This window comes from Streptomyces roseolus, from assembly GCF_014649855.1.
In the GTDB taxonomy this organism is placed as follows: Bacteria; Actinomycetota; Actinomycetes; order Streptomycetales; family Streptomycetaceae; genus Streptomyces; species Streptomyces roseolus.
Window position 1 is genome coordinate 14,584 of the sequence record NZ_BMTV01000028.1, and the last position, 24,745, is coordinate 39,328.

General features: G+C 74.5%; 25 protein-coding genes. 17 read left to right on the forward strand and 8 right to left on the reverse strand.

The window, feature by feature from the left end; genetic code table 11:
* Positions 1 to 76: 76 nt before the first annotated feature.
* The 3 genes from IE245_RS28545 (at position 77) to IE245_RS28555 (ending at position 2,067) form a co-directional block, all read left to right on the forward strand.
* A complete protein-coding gene (locus IE245_RS28545; protein WP_189952704.1) occupies positions 77 to 685 on the forward strand; it encodes a class I SAM-dependent methyltransferase in 609 nt (202 codons plus the stop codon).
* 150 nt (positions 686 to 835) lie between these two features.
* Positions 836 to 1,129 (forward strand): hypothetical protein, encoded by a 294-nt coding sequence (locus tag IE245_RS28550; protein WP_229851603.1) that lies wholly within the window; start codon positions 836 to 838, stop codon positions 1,127 to 1,129.
* 86 nt (positions 1,130 to 1,215) lie between these two features.
* The gene (locus tag IE245_RS28555; protein WP_373305417.1) at positions 1,216 to 2,067 is read left to right on the forward strand and encodes a hypothetical protein; all 852 of its coding nucleotides are present in this window, start codon (positions 1,216 to 1,218) and stop codon (positions 2,065 to 2,067) included.
* Between the two features lie 87 nt (positions 2,068 to 2,154).
* On the opposite strand, the gene IE245_RS28560 is transcribed toward IE245_RS28555, so the two are convergent.
* A complete protein-coding gene (locus tag IE245_RS28560) occupies positions 2,155 to 2,700 on the reverse strand; it encodes an MOSC domain-containing protein (protein WP_189952709.1) in 546 nt (181 codons plus the stop codon).
* Positions 2,701 to 2,746: 46 nt separating this feature from the next.
* A complete protein-coding gene (locus IE245_RS28565) occupies positions 2,747 to 3,841 on the reverse strand; it encodes a fatty acid desaturase family protein (protein ID WP_189952711.1) in 1,095 nt (364 codons plus the stop codon).
* 512 nt (positions 3,842 to 4,353) lie between these two features.
* Here IE245_RS28565 and IE245_RS28570 point away from each other — a divergent pair.
* The 7 genes from IE245_RS28570 (at position 4,354) to IE245_RS28600 (ending at position 13,476) form a co-directional block, all read left to right on the forward strand.
* The gene (locus tag IE245_RS28570; RefSeq protein WP_229851608.1) at positions 4,354 to 7,347 is read left to right on the forward strand and encodes an SCO1167/SCO6262 family helicase; all 2,994 of its coding nucleotides are present in this window, start codon (positions 4,354 to 4,356) and stop codon (positions 7,345 to 7,347) included.
* The gene (locus tag IE245_RS28575; protein WP_229851613.1) at positions 7,344 to 8,765 is read left to right on the forward strand and encodes an SWF or SNF family helicase; all 1,422 of its coding nucleotides are present in this window, start codon (positions 7,344 to 7,346) and stop codon (positions 8,763 to 8,765) included. The genes IE245_RS28570 and IE245_RS28575 overlap by 4 nt, the downstream gene beginning before the upstream one ends.
* Before the next feature lie 370 nt (positions 8,766 to 9,135).
* Positions 9,136 to 10,632 (forward strand): ATP-binding protein, encoded by a 1,497-nt coding sequence (locus tag IE245_RS37825; RefSeq protein WP_189952713.1) that lies wholly within the window; start codon positions 9,136 to 9,138, stop codon positions 10,630 to 10,632.
* A 1-nt stretch (position 10,633) separates the two neighbouring features.
* Entirely contained in the window at positions 10,634 to 11,041 is a 408-nt protein-coding gene (locus tag IE245_RS28585; RefSeq protein ID WP_169092294.1) for a roadblock/LC7 domain-containing protein, read from the forward strand.
* Positions 11,038 to 11,394: a DUF742 domain-containing protein gene (locus tag IE245_RS28590; protein WP_189952715.1), complete on the forward strand. Its 357-nt coding sequence runs from the start codon at positions 11,038 to 11,040 to the stop codon at positions 11,392 to 11,394. Before IE245_RS28585 ends, IE245_RS28590 begins: the two co-directional genes overlap by 4 nt.
* Positions 11,375 to 11,998: a GTP-binding protein gene (locus IE245_RS28595; RefSeq protein ID WP_189952717.1), complete on the forward strand. Its 624-nt coding sequence runs from the start codon at positions 11,375 to 11,377 to the stop codon at positions 11,996 to 11,998. The genes IE245_RS28590 and IE245_RS28595 overlap by 20 nt, the downstream gene beginning before the upstream one ends.
* Positions 11,995 to 13,476, forward strand: coding sequence for a cytochrome P450 (locus tag IE245_RS28600; protein ID WP_189952719.1), 1,482 nt, complete (start codon positions 11,995 to 11,997; stop codon positions 13,474 to 13,476). Before IE245_RS28595 ends, IE245_RS28600 begins: the two co-directional genes overlap by 4 nt.
* Positions 13,477 to 13,481: 5 nt before the next feature.
* Here IE245_RS28600 and IE245_RS28605 read toward each other — a convergent pair whose 3' ends face one another.
* Together IE245_RS28605 and IE245_RS28610 are read right to left on the reverse strand one after the other, a co-directional pair.
* A complete protein-coding gene (locus IE245_RS28605) occupies positions 13,482 to 14,615 on the reverse strand; it encodes a terpene synthase family protein (RefSeq protein WP_189952721.1) in 1,134 nt (377 codons plus the stop codon).
* A 196-nt stretch (positions 14,616 to 14,811) separates the two neighbouring features.
* Positions 14,812 to 15,255: an alpha-ketoglutarate-dependent dioxygenase AlkB family protein gene (locus IE245_RS28610; RefSeq protein WP_189952724.1), complete on the reverse strand. Its 444-nt coding sequence runs from the start codon at positions 15,253 to 15,255 to the stop codon at positions 14,812 to 14,814.
* 192 nt (positions 15,256 to 15,447) lie between these two features.
* Between IE245_RS28610 and IE245_RS28615 the strand changes: the two genes are divergently transcribed.
* The gene (locus IE245_RS28615) at positions 15,448 to 15,951 is read left to right on the forward strand and encodes an HD domain-containing protein (protein ID WP_189952726.1); all 504 of its coding nucleotides are present in this window, start codon (positions 15,448 to 15,450) and stop codon (positions 15,949 to 15,951) included.
* Between the two features lie 12 nt (positions 15,952 to 15,963).
* Here the strand turns inward: IE245_RS28615 and IE245_RS28620 are convergent, their stop codons facing one another.
* From IE245_RS28620 to IE245_RS28635, 4 genes are all read right to left on the reverse strand, one after another.
* On the reverse strand, positions 15,964 to 16,143 hold the full coding sequence (locus IE245_RS28620; RefSeq protein ID WP_189952728.1) for a hypothetical protein: 180 nt from the start codon (positions 16,141 to 16,143) through the stop codon (positions 15,964 to 15,966).
* A 142-nt stretch (positions 16,144 to 16,285) separates the two neighbouring features.
* Complete coding sequence (locus IE245_RS28625) at positions 16,286 to 17,029, reverse strand: class I SAM-dependent methyltransferase (protein WP_189952730.1); 744 nt, start codon at positions 17,027 to 17,029, stop codon at positions 16,286 to 16,288.
* Between the two features lie 232 nt (positions 17,030 to 17,261).
* On the reverse strand, positions 17,262 to 17,936 hold the full coding sequence (locus IE245_RS28630; RefSeq protein WP_229851640.1) for a DUF1345 domain-containing protein: 675 nt from the start codon (positions 17,934 to 17,936) through the stop codon (positions 17,262 to 17,264).
* A 286-nt stretch (positions 17,937 to 18,222) separates the two neighbouring features.
* The gene (locus IE245_RS28635) at positions 18,223 to 19,002 is read right to left on the reverse strand and encodes an SDR family NAD(P)-dependent oxidoreductase (RefSeq protein WP_189952733.1); all 780 of its coding nucleotides are present in this window, start codon (positions 19,000 to 19,002) and stop codon (positions 18,223 to 18,225) included.
* 249 nt (positions 19,003 to 19,251) lie between these two features.
* Here IE245_RS28635 and IE245_RS28640 point away from each other — a divergent pair, with 249 nt between their 5' ends.
* The 6 genes from IE245_RS28640 to IE245_RS28665 are packed head-to-tail and all read left to right on the forward strand — an operon-like array spanning position 19,252 to position 24,594.
* The gene (locus IE245_RS28640) at positions 19,252 to 20,766 is read left to right on the forward strand and encodes a sensor histidine kinase (RefSeq protein ID WP_189952735.1); all 1,515 of its coding nucleotides are present in this window, start codon (positions 19,252 to 19,254) and stop codon (positions 20,764 to 20,766) included.
* Complete coding sequence (locus IE245_RS28645; protein ID WP_189852256.1) at positions 20,763 to 21,164, forward strand: roadblock/LC7 domain-containing protein; 402 nt, start codon at positions 20,763 to 20,765, stop codon at positions 21,162 to 21,164. The genes IE245_RS28640 and IE245_RS28645 overlap by 4 nt, the downstream gene beginning before the upstream one ends.
* Positions 21,161 to 21,517 carry a DUF742 domain-containing protein gene (locus tag IE245_RS28650; protein ID WP_169092314.1) on the forward strand — a complete coding sequence of 119 codons (357 nt, stop codon included), beginning with the start codon at positions 21,161 to 21,163 and terminating at the stop codon, positions 21,515 to 21,517. The genes IE245_RS28645 and IE245_RS28650 overlap by 4 nt, the downstream gene beginning before the upstream one ends.
* Positions 21,498 to 22,133, forward strand: coding sequence for a GTP-binding protein (locus IE245_RS28655; protein WP_189952737.1), 636 nt, complete (start codon positions 21,498 to 21,500; stop codon positions 22,131 to 22,133). Before IE245_RS28650 ends, IE245_RS28655 begins: the two co-directional genes overlap by 20 nt.
* Positions 22,130 to 23,359: a cytochrome P450 gene (locus IE245_RS28660; protein WP_189952739.1), complete on the forward strand. Its 1,230-nt coding sequence runs from the start codon at positions 22,130 to 22,132 to the stop codon at positions 23,357 to 23,359. Before IE245_RS28655 ends, IE245_RS28660 begins: the two co-directional genes overlap by 4 nt.
* Positions 23,356 to 24,594 (forward strand): cytochrome P450 family protein, encoded by a 1,239-nt coding sequence (locus IE245_RS28665; RefSeq protein ID WP_189952741.1) that lies wholly within the window; start codon positions 23,356 to 23,358, stop codon positions 24,592 to 24,594. Before IE245_RS28660 ends, IE245_RS28665 begins: the two co-directional genes overlap by 4 nt.
* Positions 24,595 to 24,745: the final 151 nt, after the last annotated feature.

The window sequence follows — 24,745 nt, forward strand, 5'->3', positions numbered from 1 at the left end:
AAGTTCCAGATCGATCGGGCGAAGCTCGAACGTGCCCAGAGAACGTTCACACTCACGGGTGGGTGATCATGGCTGCATGAGCGATGACCCCACAGATGTCCGAGCATTTTTCGCCATCCGCGCGGCCGACTGGGACCGCCGCTTCCCCGACGACGGGCCCGCCTACGCCGCCGCCGTGGCCGACCTGGGCCTGCGCCCCGGGGACGCCGTGCTCGACGCGGGCTGCGGCACCGGCCGCGCGCTGCCCCCGCTGCGTAACGCCGTCGGGCCGTCGGGCACCGTGCTCGGCGCCGACCTCACCCCCGAAATGCTGGCCGAAGCGGTACGGAGCGGGCGACGCGGCCCGGGCGGCGCCTCCGCCCTGCTCCTCGCCGACGTCGGCCGGCTGCCGCTGCGGGACGGCGCGCTCGACGCGGTCTTCGGCGCGGGGCTCGTCTCCCACCTCGCGGATCCCGTTTCCGACCTGCGCGAACTCGCCCGCGTGGTACGGCCCGGAGGACGGCTCGCCCTCTTCCACCCCATCGGCCGTGCCGCCCTCGCGGCCCGCCACGGCCGGCGGATCACCCCGGACGACCTGCGGGCCGAACCCCGCCTGCGCCCGGTACTCGCCGAGGCCGGCTGGCGACTCGACTCGTACGCGGACGAGGACGCCCGCTACCTCGCCCTGGCGGTACGGGAGGGCTGACGCCCGCCCCTCTGGCGACCCGGCACCGGGTCCGCGCCTGACGGCGTCTCAACGCCCCCTTATGCCCCGGCACTTCACTGTCTACCGTGGACGTGCCGGGCCGTCGCGCCCGGGGAAAGGCGGCCAGCCGTGGCACGGATAGCGGAACGCATGCGCAAGCTCCTCCCCTCCGTCCGACGCGCGTCCCGGGACGGGGCCGCCCCTCCCCCGGCCCGCCCCGGACGCCAGGGCCGCAACCTCTTCGAGGCCGCGGCGGTGTACGTGGCCGCCTGTGCCGAGGACGACCGGGAACGGATGGACGAGGCCTCGACCTGGGTCTCCCCGGGCCAGCTCAGCTTCGGCGTCAACGAGCTGGCCGGCCGCGCCCTGCTCACCCTCGCCCGCGAGCGCAACCAGACCCCCGAGACCATCGCCCGCGCGCTGCTCGGGATCAAGGAGCGCTGACCCTCCCACGCCGAAGGCCCTCGACTCACGGGTTACTCGATAGTAGGGTGCGCCGACGGTCCGATGGCGGGCGAGTGAGGGAGCGTGTGGTGACGGCTACGGAACCGGCGGCGGACGACGACGCGCTGTACGTGCTGACCGCGTGCCTGCTGACGCCCGCACGCTTCCCCAGCGTGCTCGGCGACGACTATCCGGCTGCCTGCGCGGCCCTCGGCCTCGAACCGTACGAGCAGGGATACGGACTCGTCTTCGGCCAGGACGAGCTCGGCGCACGCTGGACGGTCGTCGTCGACGACGTCTCGCTGGTCGCGGTGGCCATCGCCTCCTGGGACTGCGGCATGGCCTACGACCTGTCCCCCGACGAGGAGTCGGTCGTCGCCGGACTGCCCGGCTGGCCGCTGGCCGTCGCCACCCAGGCCCCCGGCGTCCCGGACCCGCACGACCCCGAGCCGGAGGAGGGCGACCCCGCCCCGCTGGCGCCGCCCGCCGAGGGCGCCTGGACCCCCGCCCACCGGAGGCTCGGCGCCGACGAGGTGGCGCTGCACTGGAACCTCTGGCGGGAACAGATCGGCCCTCGGCCGGCCGCCGGCCCGTCGCCGGCGTCCGAGGCGGGACCGGCGGCCGAGGCGGAGCCGGCGGCCGCCCCTTCCGGGGGAGCCGCGCCCGATCCGTACGCCGGTGTGCGCCGGGCCATGGACGAACTGCACGGCTATCTGGACTCGCCGCCGCCGGTGGGCCGGGTGCGGTCCGACGCGACCGGCGAGGGCGTGCGGACGCTCCGCGCCGACGGCCCCGGCTGGTCGCTGGTGGCCCGCACCGACGACATGGCCTTCTTCCTGCTCGACGAGCTTCCCCACGAGGTCCTTCCGGTGGCGCCCGGCCCCCGGCTGCCCGCGCTGCTCGAAGGGCTCGACGCCATCGCCGTACGCCCTTCCTAGGAGCGCACGCGGGGCAGGCGCGTACGGGCAGGAGCGCACGCGGGGCAGGCGCGTACGGGCAGGAGCGCACGCGGGGCAGGCGTCGCGTCAGACGCGCTCCAGCGGGCGGTGCGGTTCGGCCGGCAGTTCGACGCGGACGGGGTCGCCGGGGCGCACCTCGCCGCCGGTCAGGACGATGCCCATGATCCCGGCCTTGCGGACGAGCGCGCCGTCGGCGTCGCGGCCCACGACCTGCTTGAGCAGGCCGTGGCGGAAGCCGTCGATCTGGGCGCAGGGGTTGCGCAGCCCGGTGATCTCGACGACGGCCTCCGCGCCGAGGTGGAGGCGGGTGCCGGTGGGCAGGGCGAGCAGGTCGACGCCGCGGGTGGTGACGTTCTCGCCGAGGTCGCCGGGGGCCACGGCGAAGCCGGCTTCGGCGACCTCGTCGAAGAGCTCGGCGTGGATGAGGTGGACCTGGCGGAGGTTCGGCTGGGTCGGGTCCTGGGCGACGCGCGACCGGTGCTTGACCGTGACGCCCGCGTGCACGTCGCCGTCCACGCCGAGGCCGGCGAGGAGCGTGATGCTCTCGCGGTTGGGCTTGGTGAAGGAGTAGGTGCCGTTGCTGCTGACCGTGGTGACGATGCCGTCGTCCATGGGCGACCCCCCTGGTGCGCGCTGCTGACCGGATCCGCCTTCGACCCTACTCCGGGCGGTCCACGCGCTCCTCGCGCAGGGTGGCGCCGACGTCGTGGAGGTGGCCGAGGGCCTGCCGGTAGGAGTCGACGAAGCCGGTCTCGGTGTACGGGACGCCCAGGGCCCCGCAGTGGGCTCGGACGGCGGGCTGGGCGAGGCGGAGGTGGGGGCGGGGCATCGACGGGAAGAGGTGGTGCTCGACCTGGTAGTTGAGGCCGCCGAGGAACCAGTCGGTGAGGACGCCGCCCCGGATGTTGCGGGAGGTGAGGACCTGGCGGCGCAGGTGGCCCCAGCTGTCGCCGTCCTCGTGCTCGTCGGGCCGCTCCATGCCCTTGTGGTTGGGGGCGAAGGCGAGGCCGAGGTGGACGCCGAAGAGCATCTGGTGGACGAGCGCGAAGACCAGGGCCTGGGCGGGCGTGAGGGCGGTGAGGAGCAGCGCCGCGTACCCGGCGAAGTGGAGGACGAGCAGGGCGGCTTCGGTGAGGCGTTCGCGCCGGGTGCGGTACGGGCCGTCCTTCGCGAGCAGGGCCTGGACGCCGTACAGCTTGAGCGCGAGGCCCTCCAGGGTGGTCAGCGGGAAGAAGAGCAGCGCCTGGTGGCGGGTGAGGAAGCCGCGCAGACCGGTGCGGCCCGCGGTCTGGTGCTCGGCGAAGACGAGGACGTCGGCGGCGACGTCCGGGTCCTTGTCGAGGTGGTTGGGGTTCGCGTGGTGGCGGTTGTGCTTGTCGTTCCACCACTCGCGGCTCATGCCGAGGAGGAGGTTGGCGTGGACGAGCTGGATGACGCGGCCGGCCCGGCGGTCGGCGGTGATCTGGGCGTGGCCGGCGTCGTGGGCGAGGAAGGCGGCGCGGGCGGAGAGCAGCGCGAGGGGCACGGCGAGCAGGACGCACCACCAGGCGGGGCCGGTGAGGAGGAGGGCGCCGGCGACGGCGGCGAAGCCGAGGAGGGTGACGGCGATGTCCCGGGCATACCAGCCGGGGCGGTGTTCGAGCAGCCCCTGGCTCCGCACCAGGCGGAGGAGCGGGGAGAACTCGCTGCCGGCGGCCCGGTTCCGTGCGGCGGGCGGCGCCGGGGCGGGTGCGAGGGCGGTGGCCTGGGACATGGGAGGGCTCCGGCTTCTGTGAGGTGGCCTGCCGCCGTCCGCGCCGAGGGCCGGTGACAGGTCTTCACCTTAGGAATCCGTGACGGGACGGAGCCATGGCGTCACCACCCGTCCACGGGCGGGGGCGGACCGGGGCCCGGGGGTGGGGCGTTCCCCACCCCCGGGCGAGGCAGGGGGGCCGCCCTCCGCCTCCGTCAGGGGGTCGCACTCCGCCTCGGCGGGGGGCCACATTCCGTCCGACGCTCGGGGTCGCACTTCGGCCGACGCTCGGGGTCGCACTTCGGCCGACGCTCGGGGTCGCACTCCGGCCGAGGCCCAGGGTCGCCCTCCGGCCGAGGACCGGGCTCCTCGCCCGCCGGGGCAGGGGGCGGCGCTGCGGCCGGGGCACGGTTTTCCGCTCCGGCCAAGCCCGGTGCGCATGTGTCGGGTGTCACGCACGGATGTGCGCGGTCGGGGGCTCGGGTGGGGTAGGGTCGGCCGCTCCGTCTCGCAGGTAGTCATATGTGGGGAATGTGTTGACGTCGTCGTTCCGCTCCTCCGGCCCCGGTTCCGAACCCTCCGTCCCGCCCGTCACCCCCGCCCCGGCGCCCGGCGCCGGTGCTCCGGCCGCCGTCTTCCTCCCCGCCGACCCGCCCCGGGCCGGCCGGATCGCGCTCTGGTCGCCCGCCGGCGAACCGCTGCCCGCGCCGCCGGGGGCGGTGGAGGACGTGCTCACGGTGGTGGACGGGGCGGACCTCCGGCCGGTGACCGTCCCCGCGGCGCTGCTGCCGGTACGGGACGCGCTGCCGTACCTCGCCGCGGCCCGGCTCTCCGGCGGGTCCGACCCGGCGGCCGCGTTCTGGGGCGGCGCGGCGCTCCTCGCCCTGGACCTCGTCGCGCGCGGCCTGCTGCTGCCCGGGGTGACCGCGGACGGTCACGACGCGTGGCGGGCCGGGCCGTTGGGGCCCGAGGAGCTGGACCGGATGCGTACGCTCGCCGCGTCGATGCCGCCGACCGCGCACGCCACCCCGCTGGCCCCCGCGGAGGAAGCGGAGGAGACGGAGGACTGGCTGCTGCCCGAGCCGGAGGAGCTGCTGCGGTCCTTCCTCGACGCGGTCGCCGACGCCCTCCCCCGTACCCCGGCCGCCGCGCTCGCCGCGGGCGGCCCGGCGTTCGCGGCCGAGGAGGCGCGGTCCGTGCCCGAACAGCGGGCGTGGGCCGCCGATCTGGCGGCCGGTCACGACGCGGGCGTGCGGCTGTCGCTCCGCCTCGAACTGGTCGGCGGCGACGCGGCCGGGGCGGAGGCGCCGGGCTTCCGCGCGGTGCTCCAGCTGCACTCCGCCGCCGATCCCGCGGTGGTCGTGGACGCGGCCGACGCCTGGTCGGGCGCCGGACCCGCGGCGGCGGCGCTCGGACCGCGCGCCCGGGTGGACGCGCTGCTCGCGCTGCGGCGGGCCGCCCGCGCCTGGCCCGCGCTCACCCCGCTGCTGACGGCCGCCGTGCCGGACTCGATGGAACTGGCCGACGAGGAGCTCGTGGAGCTGCTCGGTCCGGCGTCCCGGGCGCTGGCCGCGACCGGCATGCGGGTGCACTGGCCCCGAGAACTGACGGACCGGCTGACCGCCCGCGCCGAGATCGGACCGGTGGAGGCGGCGCCGGGGGCCGGTGCCGCGACCGGGCCCGTGGCCGGTGCCCCGTACGGCGGGGACGGGGACGAGGGGGACGGTGGCGGCGGTGTGCCGTCGTTCCTCTCGGCCGACGCGCTGCTCGCCTTCAACTGGCGCTTCTCGCTCGGCGACCGGGAGCTGACCCGGGCGGAGCTCGACCGGCTCGCCGAGGCCGGACGGCCGTTGGTGCGGCTGCGTGACCGGTGGGTGCTGGTCGATCCGGCGGAGGTGCGGCGCGCACGCGAGCGGCAGGACCGCAAGGTGACGCCGGTCGACGCGCTCGCGGCCGTGCTCACCGGCACGACCGAGGTCGACGGCCACCGGTTCGAGGTGGTCGCGAGCGAGGCCCTGGAGCGGCTGCGCGAGCGGCTCTCCGACCCCGAGGGCGGGGCCCGTGAGGTGGCACAGCCGGCCGCGCTCGCCGCCACCCTGCGCGACTACCAGCTGCGCGGCCTGAACTGGCTGCACCGGATGACCTCGCTCGGCCTCGGCGGCTGCCTCGCCGACGACATGGGGCTCGGCAAGACCATCACCGTCATCGCGCTCCATCTGCACCGGCAGGGCGAACCCGCCACCGCGGGCCCCACCCTGGTGGTCTGCCCGACCTCGCTGATGGGGAACTGGCAGCGGGAGTTCGAGCGGTTCGCCCCCGGCACGCGCGTGCGCCGCTTCCACGGCGCCGGCCGCGACCTGGACGGCCTCGGTGCCGGGGACGTCGTCCTCACCACGTACGGCACGATGCGGCTCGACGCCGAGCGGCTCGCCGCCCCGGCGTGGGGGCTGCTGGTGGCGGACGAGGCCCAGCACGTGAAGAATCCTTACTCCGCCACCGCCCGCCGGCTGCGGACGATCGGGGCACGCGCGCGTGTGGCGCTGTCCGGCACTCCGGTGGAGAACAACCTCTCCGAGCTGTGGGCGATCCTCGACTGGACGACGCCCGGGCTGCTCGGCGGGCTCGGTGCCTTCCGGCGCCGGTACGCGGACGCCGTGGAGGGCGGCGGCGACCCGGCGGCCGCCGAGCGGCTCGGCGCGCTCGTCCGCCCGTTCCTGCTGCGCCGCCGCAAGTCCGACCCGGGCATCGCGCCGGAGCTGCCGCCCAAGACCGAGACCGACCGGGCCGTCTCCCTGACGCCGGAACAGGCCGGTCTGTACGAGGCGGTGGTGCGCGAGAACCTGCTGGCCATCTCGGCGGCCGAGGGGATGGCGCGGCGCGGCCTCGTGGTGAAGCTGCTGACCTCGCTGAAGCAGATCTGCAACCACCCCGCCCAGTACCTGAAGGAGGAGCGGCCCCGGACCGCCGGCCGTTCGGGGAAGCTCGAACTCCTCGACGAGCTGCTCGACACGATCCTCTCCGAGGGGGCGAGCACCCTCGTCTTCACCCAGTACGTGGGGATGGCCAGGATCCTGGAGGCGCACCTGGCGGCGCGCGGGGTGCGGACGCGGTTCCTGCACGGCGGCACCCCGGTGGCGGAGCGGGAGGCGATGGTCGCCCGTTTCCAGGAGGGCGAGGTGCCGGTCTTCCTGCTGTCGCTGAAGGCGGCCGGTACGGGGCTCAACCTCACCCGGGCCGAGCACGTGGTGCACTACGACCGCTGGTGGAACCCCGCGGTGGAGGCGCAGGCCACCGACCGGGCGTACCGGATCGGGCAGACGCGTCCGGTGCAGGTGCACCGGCTCGTCGCGGAGGGGACGGTCGAGGACCGGATCGCGGCGCTGCTCGCACGCAAGCGCGCGCTGGCCGACGCGGTCCTCGGCGCGTCCGGGGACACGCCGGCCGAGCTGACCGAGCTGACCGACGCGGAACTGGCGGAACTGGTCTCCCTGCGCGGGGACGACGTCGCGAACGGGGACGGACGATGAGCGGGTACGGGACGACGGACGGCTACGGGACGGTGGACGGCGGTTACGGGGCGGCGGACCGGGGCTCCGAGGAGCTCACCTTCGCGGCGGCGCCGCCGGTGCGCGGCGGGGCCTTCACCCGCACCTGGTGGGGCCGGGCGTGGCTCAAGGCGCTGGAGGACACGGCGCTCGACGGGCGGCAGGTGAAGGAGGGCCGGAGGCACGCGCGGGCGGGGGCCGTCGGCGCCGTGTCGGTGCGGCCCGGCCGGATCACCGCCGTCGTGCAGGACCCCGACGGCACGGCGTACCGCAGCGACGTGCTGGTGCGCACCCTGACCGACGAGGAGTGGGACCGGCTGCTCGACCTGGCCGTCGACAGCGCCGGGCACATCGCCGCGCTCCTCGACCACGAGATGCCGCCGCACCTGGTGGAGGACGCGGCCGGGGTCGGGGTCGACCTGCTGCCGGGCATCGGGGACCTGGAGCCGGAGTGCGGCTGCGGGGCGTGGGACCACTGTCCGCACACGGCGGCGCTCTGCCACCAGGTGGCGCGGATCCTGGACGAGGACCCGTTCGCGCTGCTGCTCCTGCGGGGGCGGGGACAGCAGGCGGTCGTGGACGCGCTCCAGGTCCGCAGCGCGGCCCGCGCGGGCGGCGGGACGGCGGCCGGCGCGGTCCACGGGGCGGCGGCCGGGACCGGCGGGCCGCGGGGCGTGTCGGCGGCGGAGGCGTACGCGCTGCGGGACATCCTGCCGCCGCTGCCCGCCGTGCCGGTGCCGGACGCGGCGCCCGGGGAGCCTCCGGCCCTGGACACGGAGACGGACCCGGAGCCGGGGGTGGAGCCCGCCGCCCTGGAGTTCCTGGCCGCGGACACCGCCGCCCGCGCCCACCGGCTGCTGACGGAGCTGCTGGCCGGCCGCCCGGCCGGTCCGGCCCGGGGGCTCTCGTCCGGGGGACCTTCGGCCTGGGGGCTCTCGGCCGCCGAGGACGCGGTGCGGCTCGCGGCCGGCCGGCCGCCGGCCTGGATCGCGGGGCGCCTCGCGTCGGGCACCGGGCGTTCCCGCGCGGAGCTCGACGTGGCCACGCGCGCGTGGCGGTGGGGCGGGGCCGCGGCCCTCGCCGTACTGGAGGAGTCGTGGACGCCGGACGAGGCGGCCCTGGCCGTGGCGGAGGCCCGGCTGGCCGAGGCGTGGGAGGACGGCGAGGCTCCGGAGCTGAGCCGGTCCGGGGCGCGCTGGACGGCGGCGGGCGCGCGGGCGCAGCTGCGGCTCGGCGAGGACGGCCGCTGGTGGCCCTACCGCCGTACCGGCGGCGGATGGGTTCCGGCGGGTCCCGCGGACCGGGATCCGGCGGCGGCGTTCACGGCGGCGACGGTCGAGGGCGATCGGGACGAGGATCCGGAGGGCGCGGACTCCGGCTCGCGCACCCTTTCGGAATGACCGGCAAAAGCCACGCAGTCTGATCACTTGTTGTCATTTTCGATACACATTCTCGCCCTCTTATAGGGCCAGTTTGATTGATAGAACCCTTCCTTCCATCGAGGTCACACGCCAATCGCGAACTGACTATGCTCCGCAGATGTGTTGCGCCGCGCTCACAGCGAGTCATGAACGCTGGGAGCGGGCGCCGACGGAGCACGGCCGCGAGGGGATGTTTCGAGCACCTGTGCGTGATCGATCGCATGTCCGCTCTTTTTCCTGACGGTACGTCGCCCCACTTCAGTCCTTTCCCCTTTCCGGACGTCGAGGGAAACCGTTGATGGTACGCGCAGGTTCAACTTCCAGAGCCAGGCCGGGTGTGATGGCTCCGGTGTGGCTCGTCCCCCCGGGGGTGCTGGCCGCCCTCTTCGCCCTAGGGCTGCTCTTCGCACCTGCGCAGATACGGACGCCGGTGGCCTGGTACGGCTTCGCCGCCGTCTCCCTCACGCTCGGCAGCAGCGCCCTGACCGTGCGCCTGACCCGGGCCGCCGAGGAGGCCCGGCACACCGGGGCGCTGAGGGCCGCCCGGCAGGCCCACGCGGAGAGCGAGGCCGCGCTGCTCGCGCGCCTCGCCGACCAGCGGACGGCCACGGTATGGATGGCCGAGGAGCTGCTCCCCGCCGCCGTCGCCCGGCTCCAGAAGGGCGACTCCACCTCGGAGATCGTGAACTCGGTGCGCGTCGGCGAGCACCTCGACGACGGCTTCACCGAGGCGCTCAAGGGAGCGCTGAGGACGCTGCTGCTCGCCGTCGAGGCCGAGGAGAACACGCGGGACTCCTCCCAGCGCGCCCTGGTGGCCGTCGCCCGCCGCGTCCAGGCGATCGTCCACCAGCTGGCCAAGGACCTCCGCGAGATGCAGATGGTCCACGGCACGGACCTCGTCCTCGCCCGCGGCCTGCAGGACGTCGACCACCGCAACGCCCTGATCGGCCGTCTCGCCGCCAGCATCGCCGTCCTCGGCGACGCCCGCCCCGGACGCCAGTGGTCGAAGCCCATCCCCCTCTACGACGTGCTGCGCGGCGCGATGTCGCGCATCGTCGACTACCCCCGGGTCAAGCTCCAGTCGGTCACCGAGGCCGCGGTCATCGGCCCCGGCGCCGAGCCCCTGATCCACCTGCTCGCCGAACTCCTCGACAACGCGACGACGTTCTCGCCCCCGCACTCCCCCGTGGAGGTGAGCGCCGTCGAGGTGCCCTCGGGCATCGCGATCGAGATCGAGGACCGCGGCGTCGGCCTCACCGAGGAGGTCCGCCAGCGCATCAACCGGGTGATGACGGACTCGGCCTCGGGCCTCTTCCTCGCCGGCCTGGGCGAGGTCACCCAGCTCGGTCTGCCGGTGGTGAGCCGGCTGGCCCGCGAGTACGGCTGCGACGTCGACCTGCGCCCCTCCGCCTACGGAGGCGTACGGGCCGTGATCCTCGTACCCCGGCGCCTGATCACCACGGTGGAGAAGCCCGTCGTGAGAACCCCCGAGCCCGCCCGGAAGCGCGCGACCGGCCCCGTCCGGCCCCTGCCGTCGCGCGGCGGCGCCACGGTGCCGCCGCCGGCCCCGGAGCCGCTGCCCGTGCCGCCGCCCACCCCCATGCTCCCCACCTCCTTCGACGAGGGCGCGGCGCCCTACATCGACGGGACGACCCTCAACGGTCTGCCCCGCCGCCGCCGTGACTCCCCCGTCCCGACGCCGGTCCTCCGCACCGGCCCCGAGCCCGCCCCCGCCCCCACCTCCGCACGCCAGCCCGGGCTGATGTGGGAGGCCTTCAACGGCACCAAGCGCTCGGACTCCGCATCCCCCGCTCCGCACAGCCAGCTGTCTGATGAGGTCGAATAACATGCAGCCACTGCCCAACATCGACTGGATGCTCACCGAGCTCGTGGGCGGCGTTCCGCACGTACGACACGTCGTCGTCCTCTCCGCGGACGGCCTCAGCATCGGCCAGGCCAACACCGCTCCCGACACCGCCGACGCGATCGCCGCCGCCTGTTCCGGCATCCAGAGCCTCGCCCGGGCGATCGCGCAGATGTTCCCGCACGGCAACGGCACCACCCACATGGTCGGGATCGAGGCCGACGGCGGCTACTTCTCCCTGATGGCGGCCGGGCCCGGCGCCTACCTGGCCGTCCTCGCCGACGCGGAGGTCGACGCGGGGCTCCTCGGCGACCGGATGCGGACGCTCGTCACCAGGATCGGCCGGCACATGACCAGTCCGCCGCGTGAAGACGTCCGGCAGGCGATGTGACCTCGGACAACCCGAAGCCCTGGGAGGAGGGCACCCCCGTACCGCTGTACGTCATCACCGGCGGCGAGGGGTCCTCGGCCAAGACCTTCGACCTGGTCACGCTGATCGCGACGAGGTCCGCGCCGGACCCCTCGATGCAGCCCGAACAGGCGTCCATCCTCACCATGTGCGAGTACCCGCTGTCGGTGGCCGAGGTCTCGGCCTACCTCAGCCTTCCGTTCAGCGTCGTCACCGTGCTGCTGTCCCAGCTCGTCGACGACCAGCGCGTCGAGGCGATTGCACCCGTCCCCGTCGCGGCCTTCCCCGACCGGGGCCTTCTGGAGGCGGTGATCCATGGACTACGCAGACTCTGACACGCTCAGGGCACCGGGGCGGCGCGAGACCGACCTGCTGCTGCCGCACGGCGCCCGGGGCGTCAAGGTCGTGGTCGTCGGCGGCTTCGGCGTCGGCAAGACCACGATGGTCGGAGCGGTGAGCGACATCCCGCCGCTGACCACCGAGGAACGCATGACGCAGGCCGGCGTCGGAATCGACCACAACCCCGGCGTCACCGGCAAGAACACCACGACCGTCGCGATGGACTTCGGCCGCATCAGCATCAACGAGGAACTGATCCTCTATCTGTTCGGCACGCCGGGGCAGGAGCGCTTCTGGTTCCTGTGGAACGGCATCTTCGAGGGCGCGCTCGGCGCCGTCGTCCTCGTCGACACCCGCAGGATCGAGGTCTGCTTCGAGATCATCACGCGTCTGGAGGACCGCCGCGTCCCCTTCGTCGTGGCCGTCAACACCTTCCCGGACGCCCCCCAGTACCCGCTACCAGAACTGCGCACGGCCCTGGCCCTCAGCGAGTCCGTCCCCCTGGTCACCTGTGACGCCCGCGACCGGGCGTCCTGCCGGGACGCCCTCCTCTCGCTGATGGTCTACCTGTGCACCCTCGCCGCCCAGGAGACCGCATGACCCTCCCCGCCCACGAGCACCCGACACCGGACACCGGGCTCGTCCCGCCGCCCGGCTGCCCGGCCCACGTGGCCACCGGCCCCGGCGGAGCGACCCGGCTGTACGGCCCCGCCGCCGAGACCGACCCCATGGGCCTGTACGAGGAACTGCGCGCCCTCCACGGCCCGGTGGCGCCGGTCCTCCTCGACGGCGACGTCCGCGCCTGGCTCGTCCTCGGCTACAACGAGAACCGCGACGTGGCGACCCGCTCCACCCAGTACTCCCGCGACCCGAGGGTCTGGCACGGCTGGAGCACCGGGGAGATCGACCCCGCCACCTCCCCGCTGATGCCGATGATCGGCTGGCGCCCCGACTGCGTCTGCGCGGACGGCGAGGAGCACCAGCGGCTGCGCAGCGCGGTCACCGCCTCGCTCGACCAGTTCGACCACCGGGGCATCCGGCGCCGCATCAACCGCTTCGCACACGAGCTGATCGACACCTTCTGCGAGGACGGCGAGGCGGAGCTGGTCGACCGCTTCACCGAGCACCTGCCGATGCTCACCCTCATCCATCTGCTCGGCATGTCCGACGAGGCGGCGCCGAAGCTGGTGCCGGCCGCCCGCGACCTCTTCAAGGCGACCGAGACCTCGCTCGCGAGCAACGCCTTCGTGGTGGCGAGCCTGGAGGAGCTGGTCCGGGAGAAGCGGCTGAGGCCGGGCATGGACATCGCCTCCGCGCTGATGTCGCACCCGGCGGGGCTCACCGACGAGGAGGTCGTGCACCACCTGCGGCTGATCCTGCTGGCCGGCTACGAGACCACCGCCAACCTGATGTCGAACGTGCTGCGCATGGTGGTCACCGACCCGCGGTTCCGCGGCTCGCTGGCCGGCGGTCAGATGACGCTGCCCGAGGCCGTCGAGCAGGTCCTGTGGGACGAGCCGCCGCTCATGGTGTGCCCGTCCCGCTACGCCAACGGGGACACCACGCTCGGCGGGCAGCGGATCATGGCCGGCGACATGCTGCTGCTCGGCCTGGCGGCCGGGAACATGGACCGGGTGGTGCGCCCCGACCCCGCGGCGCCCGTGCACCACAACCGCGCGCACCTCTCCTTCAGCGCGGGCAGCCACGAGTGCCCCGGGCAGGACGTCGGCCGCATCATCGCCGACACCGGCATCGACATCCTGCTGACCCGACTGCCGGACATCGCCCTGTCGATCCCGGAGGAGGAGCTCAGCTGGCGGTCGTCCACCTGGGCGCGGCACCTGACGGCGCTGCCGGTCACCTTCGCGCCGCGGGCGCCGCGGGGCACCCAGTACGAGGAGCCGCTGCCGGCGGCCCCGGCACCGCACGCCGCCACGATCCCCGCACCCGCCACGGCGCCGGAGGCGTCGACCGCGACCGCGGACCAGGCCGGGCCTTCCGGCCCCGGACCGGCCGGGCGGCCCGGGGCGGCACCGTCCTGGTGGGAGAGGCTGCTGCGGCTGGTGCGGCTGCGGTAGCCCCGTCACGGCTCGGCGTCGTGGCCGAGCCCGACGGTGGAGGGGGGTGTGGCCGCGTGCCGGCCGGACCCCCTTCCGTACCACTCCCCGGCGGAGGCGGGCATCCGCTGTTCCGGGAAGGCCGGGTCGGTGGGGACGTACCGGGGCGCGCCGGTGTACCAGGCGTGGAGGCCGGAGAGGAAGCTGCACGCCCCGCCGAGCCAGGTCTCGAGGTCGGCCTGCTCCTCGGGGGTCAGTCCGGCCCTGCGGGCGACCAGCGGGACGTCCTCCTCGCGGAGCTGCTCGAAGTCGCGCATGCGGGAGTTGACGAGGTGGACGGAGGCCGGGACGGCCTCGCGGAGGGGGATCCCCAGGGAGGTCCCGAGGACGACGACGAGGTTGTTCACGTCGTGTTCCTCGTGGACCTCCCGCTCGTAGGAGGCGATGTCGTTCGCCAGGCCCATGACGTCCATGAACGCGGCGACGAGTCCCCGGACGGTCCGGTGGTGCCGGATCCGCTCCGGTATTCGGGCGCCCGTGGCGAGCTCGACGGAGTAGGGCGCGGTGTGGGCGGCGAAGCTCTCGCGGCGGAAGGGGGCGTAGTCGATGAGGTGGGGGACGCGCCCGGTGCGGCTGTTGGCGAGCTCTTCGACGCCCGCGTCGACGTAGCGGGCGAGGGCGCGGCTGAACTCCTGCCGCCAGTGCGCGAGCCGGGGCGGGAAGAGGTGCCGCTGGAGGTCGGCGATGCCGCGCTCGACGGCGTTGACGGGCTCCGGGAGACGGGCGCCCTCCTCCGTGCGCAGGAAGGCGTGGAGGCGGGCGGTGAAGTCGTGGGCGCCCTGGAGGTCACTGGTCCGCTTGAAGGAGTGGGCGAAGTAGTCGTCCCAGGCGAGCGCCCAGATGTTGAAGCGGTGGTTGAGCCGGAGGGCGGCGGGCGAGGCGTCGGGGAGGGTCCAGGCGGTGAGCAGGTCGACCGTCATGGCGCGGAACTGGGCCGGGGTCCAGATCGGGCGGCCGGCGGCCCGTCCGTCGCCGGTGTCCAGCATGCCCATCTCGCGGGCCCAGGTCTCGCTCTCGGCGCGCAGGTCCGGCAGGTGCGGATTGACCTTGAGCGGATGAGGCATCCACAACTCGGGGATTTCGACGGCATGCAGGGGCATGGTCGCTCCACCTCCTTCAGTCCTCGGAATCCATCTGTATGTTGCCGCTGTCACTGACGGCCGACAATTCCCGCCACACAACGCTGCAAACCTGCCCGCCCGAACCGGCCCACAACCCCCGGATCGAACGGGTCCGGATCACGGTAACCCTGGCATCTTGCTGGGCAGTTGTGTTCTCCTGAAGTCTCGAGGACGTTCACGGACCGCGGACGGCCGGGCGCCGGCACCCGAGACGACCATGGCCAGTTCCGGCTGGCCACGAGATCCGCGCGCGGGGTCGGACGTCGCCGCGCGGGCGGAGCACGGGATCGCGCGGGTCGGCGAGGGAGAGGAGGGCGACGGGCGTGTCGCGGGAGGCCGAGCGGACGGTCCGGTCGCCGTGCCGGGCGATACCGTCCCGCCCGTCCCGGTAGAGCCAGAGGCCTGCGGTGGCGAACCCTTCGCCCGGCTCGGTGGCGCAGTGCGCGCCGAGGAGGTCGCGGGCCTCGGTGAGCGCGAGGCCCGGAAGGGGCTCGCCCTCGCGGTAGTGGGCGAGGAGGCGCGGGACGGCGACGACGCCGTCGTACGTCCTGCGGCGCTCGGCCCGCCAGGGCACCCGTCCGGCCGGCTCCCCGAACAGCGCGTCGGCCCGTGGAACCACCCGGGCCCCGCCCGTCGGCGGCGTCCGCCGCAGGCCGTCCAGGGCCCCGGGCCCGGGCTCGTCACCCTGACTGAACAGGGAGTCCTGGAAGCCGGGGAGGCCCGGTGGCGCCGTGGTCGGGGATCCACGACACCCACGAAGGCGAACGCGCGATCGACTGCTTCCCCGGGGAGGGTCGGGAATGATGGGGGCATGATGACGCTCGCCGAGGTGGACGCGCTGGCCGACCGCGCGCACGCCGGACAGGTCGACAAGATCGGCGTCCCTTACGTGGCGCACGTACGGGCCGTCGCCGCGGGGCTCGCGCCGCTCGGGCCCGAGCTGGCCATGGCGGGGCTCCTCCACGACGTCGTCGAGGACACGGAGTGGACGGCGGACGGGCTCCGGGCGGCCGGAGTGCCCGAGCGGGTCGTCCGGCTCGTCCTGGCGGTCACCACCGAACCCGGTTGCCCGTACGAGGAGAAGATCCGGCGCGTCGCCCGGGACCCCGACGCCACCTTGGTGAAGATCGCCGACAACGCGCACAACAGCCGCGCGGACCGGGCGGCGGCGCTCACGCCCGAGCAGCGCGAGCGGCTCGCCGCCAAGTACCGGGCGGCCCGGCGGGTGCTGTGGGCCGCGGCCGACCCGGAGCGGGTCGCGACGATCCTGCGGATCGTCAACCCCGACCTGCTGCCGGAGCTGACCGGACCGTAGCCCCACCGCCGTTCAGAGGGCCTGCGGTCCGGCCTCGGCCGACCCGGAGCTCGGCAGCGAGCCGGTCCGGTCCGGGCCGCCCTGGACCACGGGTTCGCCCCGCCAAGTGGCGCCGGCGCCCCTCAACGGCCCGACGATGTCCCGCCCCCGGGCGGGGTCCACCGACGTCGCCCGCCGGGCACGTACGCGCACGGGGCCTCCGCTCCGGCCTCCGCCCGCCGCGCGCGGACGTGGCCGACGAGCTCGCACCTCGGCCGTGCCCGGGACGCGGCCGTGCCGGGCGGTCTCACAGAGGGTGCGGCGCCGTCCCGGCAGACAATCGTCGGGGGGCCGGTCAGGCGCGGCAGCGGAGGAGTTCCAGCGGGGGGTGGGCGAGGAGGTCGGCCCAGAAGTCCTCGCCGTAGGTCGCGTACCCCTCCGCGGAGACGGTCATCGGCACCCACTCCAGGTCGGTGAAGCCGGCCTTGGTCAGGGCGTTCTCGTAGACCTCGCGGCGCGGGGCGGAGCCCACGATGGTGATGGGGTGCGGATCGAGGAGGGCGGTGACGCGGACGCGGGGGCCCGTCTCGATCTCCTCGCCGGTCGGTTCGCAGCGGAAGCCGTACGACTCCAGGGAGGCGCAGTCGAAGGCGTAGTCGGGCTTCTGCGCGAAGACGTGGAGCAGGCCGCCGGGGACGAGGGCGCGGTGGATGCGGGCGCACATCTGCTCCAGCTCCGCGATGGATCCGGCGTAGTTGAGGCACTGCACGGCGAGCGCGAGGTCGAAGGAACGGTCGGGGACGGCCAGTTCGGCGACGTCTCCGACCTCGTAGCGCAGGCCGAGGGGGTCGAGGGCCTCCAGGGAGCGGGCGGCGGCGATCATCTCGGAGGAGATGTCGACGCCGAGGACGTCGGAGGCGCCGCGCCGCTTGAGTTCACGGCTGTAGAAGCCCGTGCCGCAGGCGAGGTCGAGGACGGACTTCCCGGTGACGTCCCCGACGATTCCCAGGACGCTGGGCACCTCTCCGTAACGGGTGAGGGGCAGGGCCTTGAAGCCCTCGAACGCCTCGCCGATCCCGTCGTACTGCTGCACCGTCATCGTGCTTCCCCCTCGGGGTCCTCGGGTGGTGGTTCCGTCGGGCACCGAGTCTGCGTCGCGCTCGCCCGCCCGCCGTACTGTCGGATGCCACGAGAAGCAGGGAAGCGCGCTTTCGTATCACCCAAGGAAGCGGCCTGATCAGGGAGTCGATCACCTCGGGGTGGCGGGGAGCCCGGCTTCGAGGACGGCGGTGCGGGCCACTTGGCCGGGGCCGGACGGTGCCCGGCGGGGTTCAGCCGGGGTCGAGGGCGCCGACGAGGCTCGCCACGGTGACGGTGTTGAAGACGAAGGCGACGATCGCGTTCGCCGAGACCGTCCTGCGCATCTCGCGGGAGGTCACGTCCACGTCGGTGGTGCCGAAGGTGGTCATCACGGCGAGGGCGAAGTAGACGTAGTCGGCCCAGAGCGCGGGTCCGTCGCCGGGGAAGTCGAGCGCCCGCTCGCCCTCGACGAGGTTGTCGGCGTGGAAGGCGACCGCGAAGGCGGTGAGGACGCAGGCCCAAGCGGTGACGACGAGCACCAGGGCCATCACGACGCGGACGCCGACCGGGAGGTGGGTGCCGAGGTGGCCGGGGCGCCAGACCACCGCGACCAGCAGGGCGGCCGCCGCGATGGAGAGGGAGACGCCGGGGCCGGGGGCGCTGCCGAGCACGTACCGCTGGAGCACCGTGCCGCGCTCCTCGTGGCGGCCGGCCCAGGCGCGGACGGCCTCGGGCGCGGCGGTGGAGAAGACGGTCAGGGTGACGGCCAGGTAGGTGGCCAGGTACGAGAAGAGGACGATGACGCCGGCGTCGGCGGTGGAGAAGCGCTCCGTGTCGCCGAAGACCAGGAGCAGCAGGGCCGTGGTGCCGCCCGCCACGGTCCAGCTCACCGCCGACCGGGGGCGCTCGGGGAGCCAGGACTGCACCAGGGGCACGACGGGACCCTCTCGCCGCGGCGACGAACGACAGGGCACAAGATACGACATGTCGGGCCCGGAAACGCGGAAGGCCGGGCGGGGAGGGCGGATGCCACTCCCCGCCCGGCCTCCACGACCTCCGCCGCCTCCACGACCTCCGCCGCCTCCACGACCTCCGCCGCCTCCACGACCTCCGCCCGGCCTCCACGACCTCCGCCCGGCCTCCACGGCCTCCGCCCGGCCTCCACGGCCCGCCCGTCGAGGGTGAAGGTCCGCGACGGACGGCCGTGTGCCGTCAGCTCCGGAGGTACGAGGCCCCGTTGAGGTCCAGAATCGTGCCGGAGGCCCATTCGGCGGCGGGCGAGGCGAGCCAGAGGACCGCGGCCGCGATCTCGTCCGGGTCGGCGACCCGGCCGAAGGGGCTCTGGGCGCGGATCGCTTCGCCCTCGGCGCCGGCGAGGCGGGGCGCGACCCGCTCGGTGGCGAAGAAGCCGGGGGCGACCGAGGCGACGCCGATGCCGTAGGGGCCGAGGGAGACGGCGAGGGACTGGCCGAGCGCGTGCACGGCGGCCTTGGTCGCGCCGTAGGCGGGGTGGTCGGGCTCGCCGCGGAAGGCGCCCCGGGAGCCGATGTTGACGATCCGGCCGGCCGTCCCCCGGTCGATCAGGCGGCGGGCGACGAGGTGGCTCAGGTGGGCCGTGGCGAGCAGGTTCACGGAGACGTGCCGCTGCCAGAGCGCCGTCCACTCCTCGTACGGGGTCTCCGCGAGCGGGTGCGGGAGGTTCACGGCGGCGTTGTTCACGAGGACGTCGATGCCGCCGCCGGTTCCGCCGAGGGCCTGTGCCGCCTCGTCGACGACCCGGGCCGCGCCCCCGGGGTCCGCGAGGTCGCCGCCGACCAGGACGTGTCCGCTCCCCTCCAGGGAGGCGAGGGTGGCGCGGGCCTCGTCGGCGCGGGTGCCGTAGTGGACGGCGACCCGGTCGCCGTTGGCCGCGAAGGCGCGGGCGACCGCCCGGCCGAGGCCTCGGGAGGCGCCGCTGACGAGGACGCCGCGACCGGTTTCGGGGAGCTTCACAGGGGACCTTCCAGCCGGGGACGTACCGTACGGTCCGTCATTCTGCCGAGGTGGCGGGGGTGATGGGGCCGCCGGGACGGGAGGAGGGGCACGAACGGGCCCGACGCGGAATCAGCGACTGCCATTTGGAAGGTTTTGTGTCACTCCGGATACCAATCCGATCAGGGTGAGTTTCGAACCGATCAACAACGCCTCTATAGTGCGGTCGTTCCGAACCTCCCCTGTGCTTGCCTCTCGAGAGTCCGGTTGATGTCGGCGTCGCCCACCCCGTTCCGCCCTGCCCTGATCACCTCGCTGCTGACCCTCGCCGCGGGCGGTGCGCTCACCGCCGCCGCGACGAGCGCCGCACCGGCCGAAGTCCGCTCCTCGCTCGCCTGGTTCGCGGTCTGCGGCGTGCTGCTGCTCGCGGCAGCCGCCTTCGCCGTCACCTGGTACGCGCGCACCGCCCGCGGCCTCGCCAGGCAGGCCGAGCGGCTGACCGCGCAGGTCGCCTCCCAGGACACCTACGCCGCCCAGCGCCAGGCCGCCGCCGAGCGCGAGGCCGCCGCCCTGAAGGAGCGTCACGAGGCCCAGGCCGCCGCGGAGGCGGCCGCCCACGCGGCCCGTACCGACGAGCTCGTGCGCACCCACCGCGCCGAGGCCGAGCGGCTCGCCGCCCGCCACGCGGCCGCGGTCGCCGGCCTGGAGCAGCGGCTGCGCCGCGCCGAGTCCGCCCGCTCCGCCGCCCTCGCCGCCGCCGCCAACGCGGCCGGCCGCATGCAGGCGCTGGCCACGAGCATGATGGCCGACCTGCGCGAGATGGAGCACCGGCACGCCGACGAGGACGTCCTCGCCGACCTCCTGCACCTCGACCACCGCACCGCGCAGGCGGGCCGGCTCGCCGACTCCGTCGCCGTGCTCACCGGCGCCCGCTCGGGCCGCCGCTGGGCCCGCCCCATCGTCATGGAGTCGATCCTGCGCGGCGCCATGGGCCGCATCGCCGGGTACCAGCGGGTCCGGCTGCACTCCAAGTGCGAGGCGGCCGTCGCCGGGCACGCCGCCGAGGGCGTCATGCACGCGCTCGCCGAACTCCTCGACAACGCCGCGAACTTCTCCCCGCCGAGCGCCGAGGTCCACGTCTACGTGGAGGAGGTCCCGGCCGGTGTCGTCGTCACCGTCGAGGACAGCGGCCTGACGATGAGCGACGTCCAGCTGCGGCGCGCCGAGGCCGCCGTCGACGCGGGCACCCAGGACCTGGCCGGGCTCTCCGGCACCCGCCTCGGCCTCCACGTCGTCGGCCGGCTGGCCCGCAAGCACAACCTGTCGGTCTCCTTCCGGCCCTCCGCCCGCGGCGGCACCGGCGTCGTCCTGATGATCCCCCAGGAGATCGTCAGCCGCGGCGCCGAGGCGGCGGCGCCGGCCGCCAAGGCCCCCGCCCCGCTCCCCGTGCCCGGCCCGCGCACCGCCCCCGACGCCACGCCGGCCGCCGCGCCGGAGCCCTCCCCCGAGATCCCCGCCGACGGTGACGGGTCCCTGCTGCCGCGCCGCCGGCGCGGCCGGACCCTCGCCGCCCACCAGGAGAAGACCCCGGCCGAGCCGCCCCGCCCGGCCGCGCCCCGCACCGGCGAGGCGTCCCGCGCCTCGGCCCGCTTCGGCGGCTTCCAGAGCGCCCTGCGCGGCACCGAGCCGAAGCCGGGCGACACCCCCGGCGCACCGGCCGGCCCCTCGGCGGAACCGACGACGCCGCCCTCGAACGACCCCCATTCGGAAGGCAACCCGCGATGACCGGCACGACCACCGACGACAAGCTCAGCTGGCTCCTGGAGGGCCTGCTCGAACGGACCCCGGGCACCCGGCACGCCCTGGTGCTCTCCCGGGACGGCCTGAAGCTCTGCCGCACCTCCGGGCTCTCCGTCGACCAGGCCGACCAGCTCTCCGCCATCGCCGCGGGCATCCAGAGCCTGTCCCACGGCGCGTCCATGGAGTTCGGCGACGGCACCGGCGGGGTGCGCTCCGCGATGGCCGAGTTCTACGGCGGGATCCTCTTCATCGTCGAGGCCGGGGAGGGCGCCCACCTCGCGCTCGTCGCCGACGAGGACGCCGACGCCGGGCTCGTGGGGCACAACATGACCGAACTGGTCGAGCAGCTGGGCGAGCACCTCGTCGCGAGGCCGCGGGGATGAGCCGCGTCAGGCCGGGTCGCGACGACTCCCCCGACCGGCTCTACACCCTGACCGGCGGCCGCAGCAGCTCCGGGTCCACCGCCTTCGACGTGGTCACGCTCGTGGTGGCGGAGAGCGATCCGGTGCCCGGCATGCAGTCCGAGCACGCCGCCATCCTGCGGATGTGCCGCTTCCCCACCGCTGTGGTGGAAGTCGCCGCCGGGCTCGGGCTGCCCGTGTCGATCACCAGGATCCTCCTGGCCGATCTGCACGACACCGGCCGGATCAGCGCGCGGCACCCGCGCCCCGCCTCGTACCGCCTTCCCGATCACGACATCCTGGAGCAGGTGCTCGTTGGACTCCGCAATCTCTGAGCAGCAGCAGGGCCCGGCCCTGAGCAGCACCGCCGACAACGGACTGAAGATCGTCGTCGTCGGCGGCTTCGGGGTGGGCAAGACGACCCTGGTCCGCTCGGTCAGCGAGATCCGTCCGCTGAACACCGAGGAGACCATGTCGCAGGCGGGCGAGGGCATCGACGACACCGTCGGCGTCGCCGCCAAGACGGCCACGACGGTCGCCTTCGACTTCGGCCGGATCTCGCTCGACGCGCACAACGTGCTCTACCTGTTCGGCGCGCCCGGGCAGGAGCGGTTCTGGTTCCTGTGGGACCGGCTCTTCTCCGGGACGCTCGGGGCGGTCGTCCTCGTCGACACCCGGCGGATCTCCGACTCCTGGTACGCCGTGGACCGCCTGGAGCACAACGGCACCCCCTTCGTCGTCGCCTGCAACGACTTCGGCGGACCCGCGCACACCGCCGACGAGATCCGCGCGGCCCTCGACCTCGCCGACGAGGTGCCGCTGGTCTTCTGCGACGCCCGGTCCCGGGAGTCCAGCAAGCAGGTCCTCATCGCGCTCGTCGAACACCTGAAGCACGTCGTCGCCGCCGACCCCGAGCGCGGTCGGCGGCCCGTCCCGGAGCCCGCCCCGTGAACCCTGCCGAGCCCGCGCCGGTCCCGCTGAGCGGTCCGCGCTTCCACACCGACCCGGTCGAGCTGTACCGGCGCATCCGGCGGGACCACGGGGCCGTCGCCCCCGTCGTCCTCGACGGCGACATACCCGCCTGGCTGGTCCTCGGCTACCGCGAGCTGCACCAGGTCACCAGCGACCCCGTGCTCTTCTCGCGCGACTCCGACCTGTGGAACCAGTGGGACGCGATCCCCGACGACTGGCCGCTGCTGCCCATGATCGGCCGCAAGCAGCCGTCGATCCTGTACACGGTGGGCGAGCGCCACCGCGAGCGGGCCGGGGTGATCTCGGCCGCCCTGGAGGCCGTCGACCCCTTCGAACTGCGGGGGCGCGCCGAGCGGTTCGCCGACGAGCTCATCGACGGGCTGTGCGGCAAGGGCGAGTGCGACATCATCGCCGAGTACGCCATGCTGCTGCCGGTCCGGGTGCTCGCCAGCATCTACGGCTTCGCCGACGAGCAGGGCCCGGGACTCGTGACCGCCATGAACGACATGATCAACGGCGGTCCCGGCGCGCTGGCCGGGCAGCGGCACCTCGCCGAGTCGATGGTGGCGCTGCTCGCCGCCAAGGCGGAGTCGCCCGGCGACGACGTCGCCTCGCGGATGCTCGGCAACACCGCCGGGTTCACCGTCGAGGAGGTCGCCCAGGACCTCATGGTGATGATGGCCGCCGGCCACCAGCCGACCGCCGACTGGATCGGCAACTCGCTGCGCCTGATGCTGACCGACGACCGCTTCGCCGCCTCCCTCTCCGGCGGCCGGCACAGCGTCGGCGAGGCGATGAACGAGGTGCTGTGGGAGGACACGCCCACGCAGAACGTCGCCGGCCGCTGGGCCTCCCGCGACACCCACCTCGGCGGCCGACACATCGCCCGCGGCGACCTGGTGCTGCTCGGACTCGCCGCCGCCAACGCCGACCCGCACGTCCGGGCCGACGCCGGCGCCCTCACCGGCGGCAACAACGCGCACCTCTCCTTCGGCCACGGCGAGCACCGCTGCCCGTTCCCCGCGCAGGAGGTCGCCGAGACCGTCGCCAGGACCGGCATCGAGGTGCTGCTCGACCGGCTGCCGGACGTCGACCTCGCCGTCGCCGGGACCTCCCTGACCCGTCGCCCCTCCCCCTGGCTGCGCGGCCTCACCGCGCTGCCGGTGACGTACACCCCGACCCCCGCCCTTGGAGGGACCGCATGACCTGCCCCATCGACCACACCGCGGGTGGCGCGCCCGTCGTCCTCGACCCCTTCGTCACGGACCTCGACGGGGAGGGCGCCCGGCTCCGCGAGGCCGGCCCGCTGGCCCGCGTGGTCCTGCCCGGCGGCGTGCCCTGCTACGCCGTCACCCGGCACGCCGAGGCCCGGGCGCTCCTCACCGATCCCCGGCTCGTCAAGGACATCGAGCAGTGGGGGGCCTGGCAGCGCGGCGAGATACCGCTCGACTGGCCGCTGATCGGTCTCGCCAACCCCGGCAGGTCGATGCTGACGGTCGACGGCGCGGAGCACCGCCGGCTGCGCACGCTGGTCGCCCAGGCGCTCACCGCGCGCCGGGTGGAGCGGCTGCGGGCGGGCATCGAGGGGCTGACGGCGGGGCTGCTGGACCGGCTCGCGGAGCGTCCGGCGGGCGAGACGGTGGACCTGAAGGCGGAGTTCGCCTACCCGCTGCCGATGAACGTGGTCGGCGAGCTGATGGGTGTGGACGCGGCGGACCACCCGCGGATGAAGGCGCTGTTCGAGAAGTTCTTCTCGACGCAGACGCCGCCGGAGGAGGTGCCGCAGATGATGGCGGACCTCGGGGCGCTCTTCGCCGGGATCGTGGCGGGCAAGCGGGAGTCGCCCGGCGACGACCTGACGAGCGCGCTGATCGAGGCCTCGGAGGGCGGCGACCGGCTCACCACGGAGGAGATCACCAACACGCTCCAGCTGATGGTGGCCGCCGGCCACGAGACGACCATCAGCCTGATCGTGAACGCCGTGGTCGCCCTGGAGACGCACCCGGAGCAGCGCGCCCTGGTGCTCAAGGGCGAGGTGCCGTGGGAGAACGTGATCGAGGAGACCCTGCGCTGGTCGACGCCCACCTCGCACGTGCTCATCCGCTTCGCGAGCGAGGACGTCCAGGTCGGCGACCGGGTCCTGCCGAAGGGCGAGGGGCTGATCGTGTCGCACGGCGCGATCGGCCGGGACGAGCTCCAGCACGGTCCGACGGCGGGCGACTTCGACGTCACCCGCGAGCCGATCCGGCACATCGCCTTCGGCCACGGCCCGCACGTCTGCCCCGGCGCGGCGCTCTCCCGCCTGGAGGCCTCGGTGGCGCTCCCGGCGCTGTACGCGCGCTTCCCCGGGCTGCGGCTCGCGGTGCCGCGCGAGGAGCTGAGGAACAAGCCGGTCGTCACCCAGAACGACCTCTTCGAGCTGCCGGTCGTCCTCGCCTGACGTCCGAACGCGCTCGCCCCGGTGGCCCGTTCCCCTCGGGGAGCGGGCCACCGCGCGCCTCCCCCTCGCTTCTGCAATTTTCCGCAACTTCTTGCGGAGCCGGTGGCGGGGCTGGTTGACTCGCCCGGGATCCACCGGCGAGAGGGGCGGC

Coding starts and splice junctions, on each gene's coding strand:
- IE245_RS28545 (WP_189952704.1), top strand. CDS start 77: ATGAGCGATGACCCCACAGATGTCCGAGCATTTTTCGCCATCCGCGCG.
- IE245_RS28550 (WP_229851603.1), top strand. CDS start 836: ATGCGCAAGCTCCTCCCCTCCGTCCGACGCGCGTCCCGGGACGGGGCC.
- IE245_RS28560 (WP_189952709.1), bottom strand. CDS start 2,700: ATGGACGACGGCATCGTCACCACGGTCAGCAGCAACGGCACCTACTCC.
- IE245_RS28565 (WP_189952711.1), bottom strand. CDS start 3,841: ATGTCCCAGGCCACCGCCCTCGCACCCGCCCCGGCGCCGCCCGCCGCA.
- IE245_RS28575 (WP_229851613.1), top strand. CDS start 7,344: ATGAGCGGGTACGGGACGACGGACGGCTACGGGACGGTGGACGGCGGT.
- IE245_RS28585 (WP_169092294.1), top strand. CDS start 10,634: ATGCAGCCACTGCCCAACATCGACTGGATGCTCACCGAGCTCGTGGGC.
- IE245_RS28595 (WP_189952717.1), top strand. CDS start 11,375: ATGGACTACGCAGACTCTGACACGCTCAGGGCACCGGGGCGGCGCGAG.
- IE245_RS28600 (WP_189952719.1), top strand. CDS start 11,995: ATGACCCTCCCCGCCCACGAGCACCCGACACCGGACACCGGGCTCGTC.
- IE245_RS28605 (WP_189952721.1), bottom strand. CDS start 14,615: ATGCCCCTGCATGCCGTCGAAATCCCCGAGTTGTGGATGCCTCATCCG.
- IE245_RS28615 (WP_189952726.1), top strand. CDS start 15,448: ATGATGACGCTCGCCGAGGTGGACGCGCTGGCCGACCGCGCGCACGCC.
- IE245_RS28625 (WP_189952730.1), bottom strand. CDS start 17,029: ATGACGGTGCAGCAGTACGACGGGATCGGCGAGGCGTTCGAGGGCTTC.
- IE245_RS28640 (WP_189952735.1), top strand. CDS start 19,252: ATGTCGGCGTCGCCCACCCCGTTCCGCCCTGCCCTGATCACCTCGCTG.
- IE245_RS28645 (WP_189852256.1), top strand. CDS start 20,763: ATGACCGGCACGACCACCGACGACAAGCTCAGCTGGCTCCTGGAGGGC.
- IE245_RS28650 (WP_169092314.1), top strand. CDS start 21,161: ATGAGCCGCGTCAGGCCGGGTCGCGACGACTCCCCCGACCGGCTCTAC.
- IE245_RS28665 (WP_189952741.1), top strand. CDS start 23,356: ATGACCTGCCCCATCGACCACACCGCGGGTGGCGCGCCCGTCGTCCTC.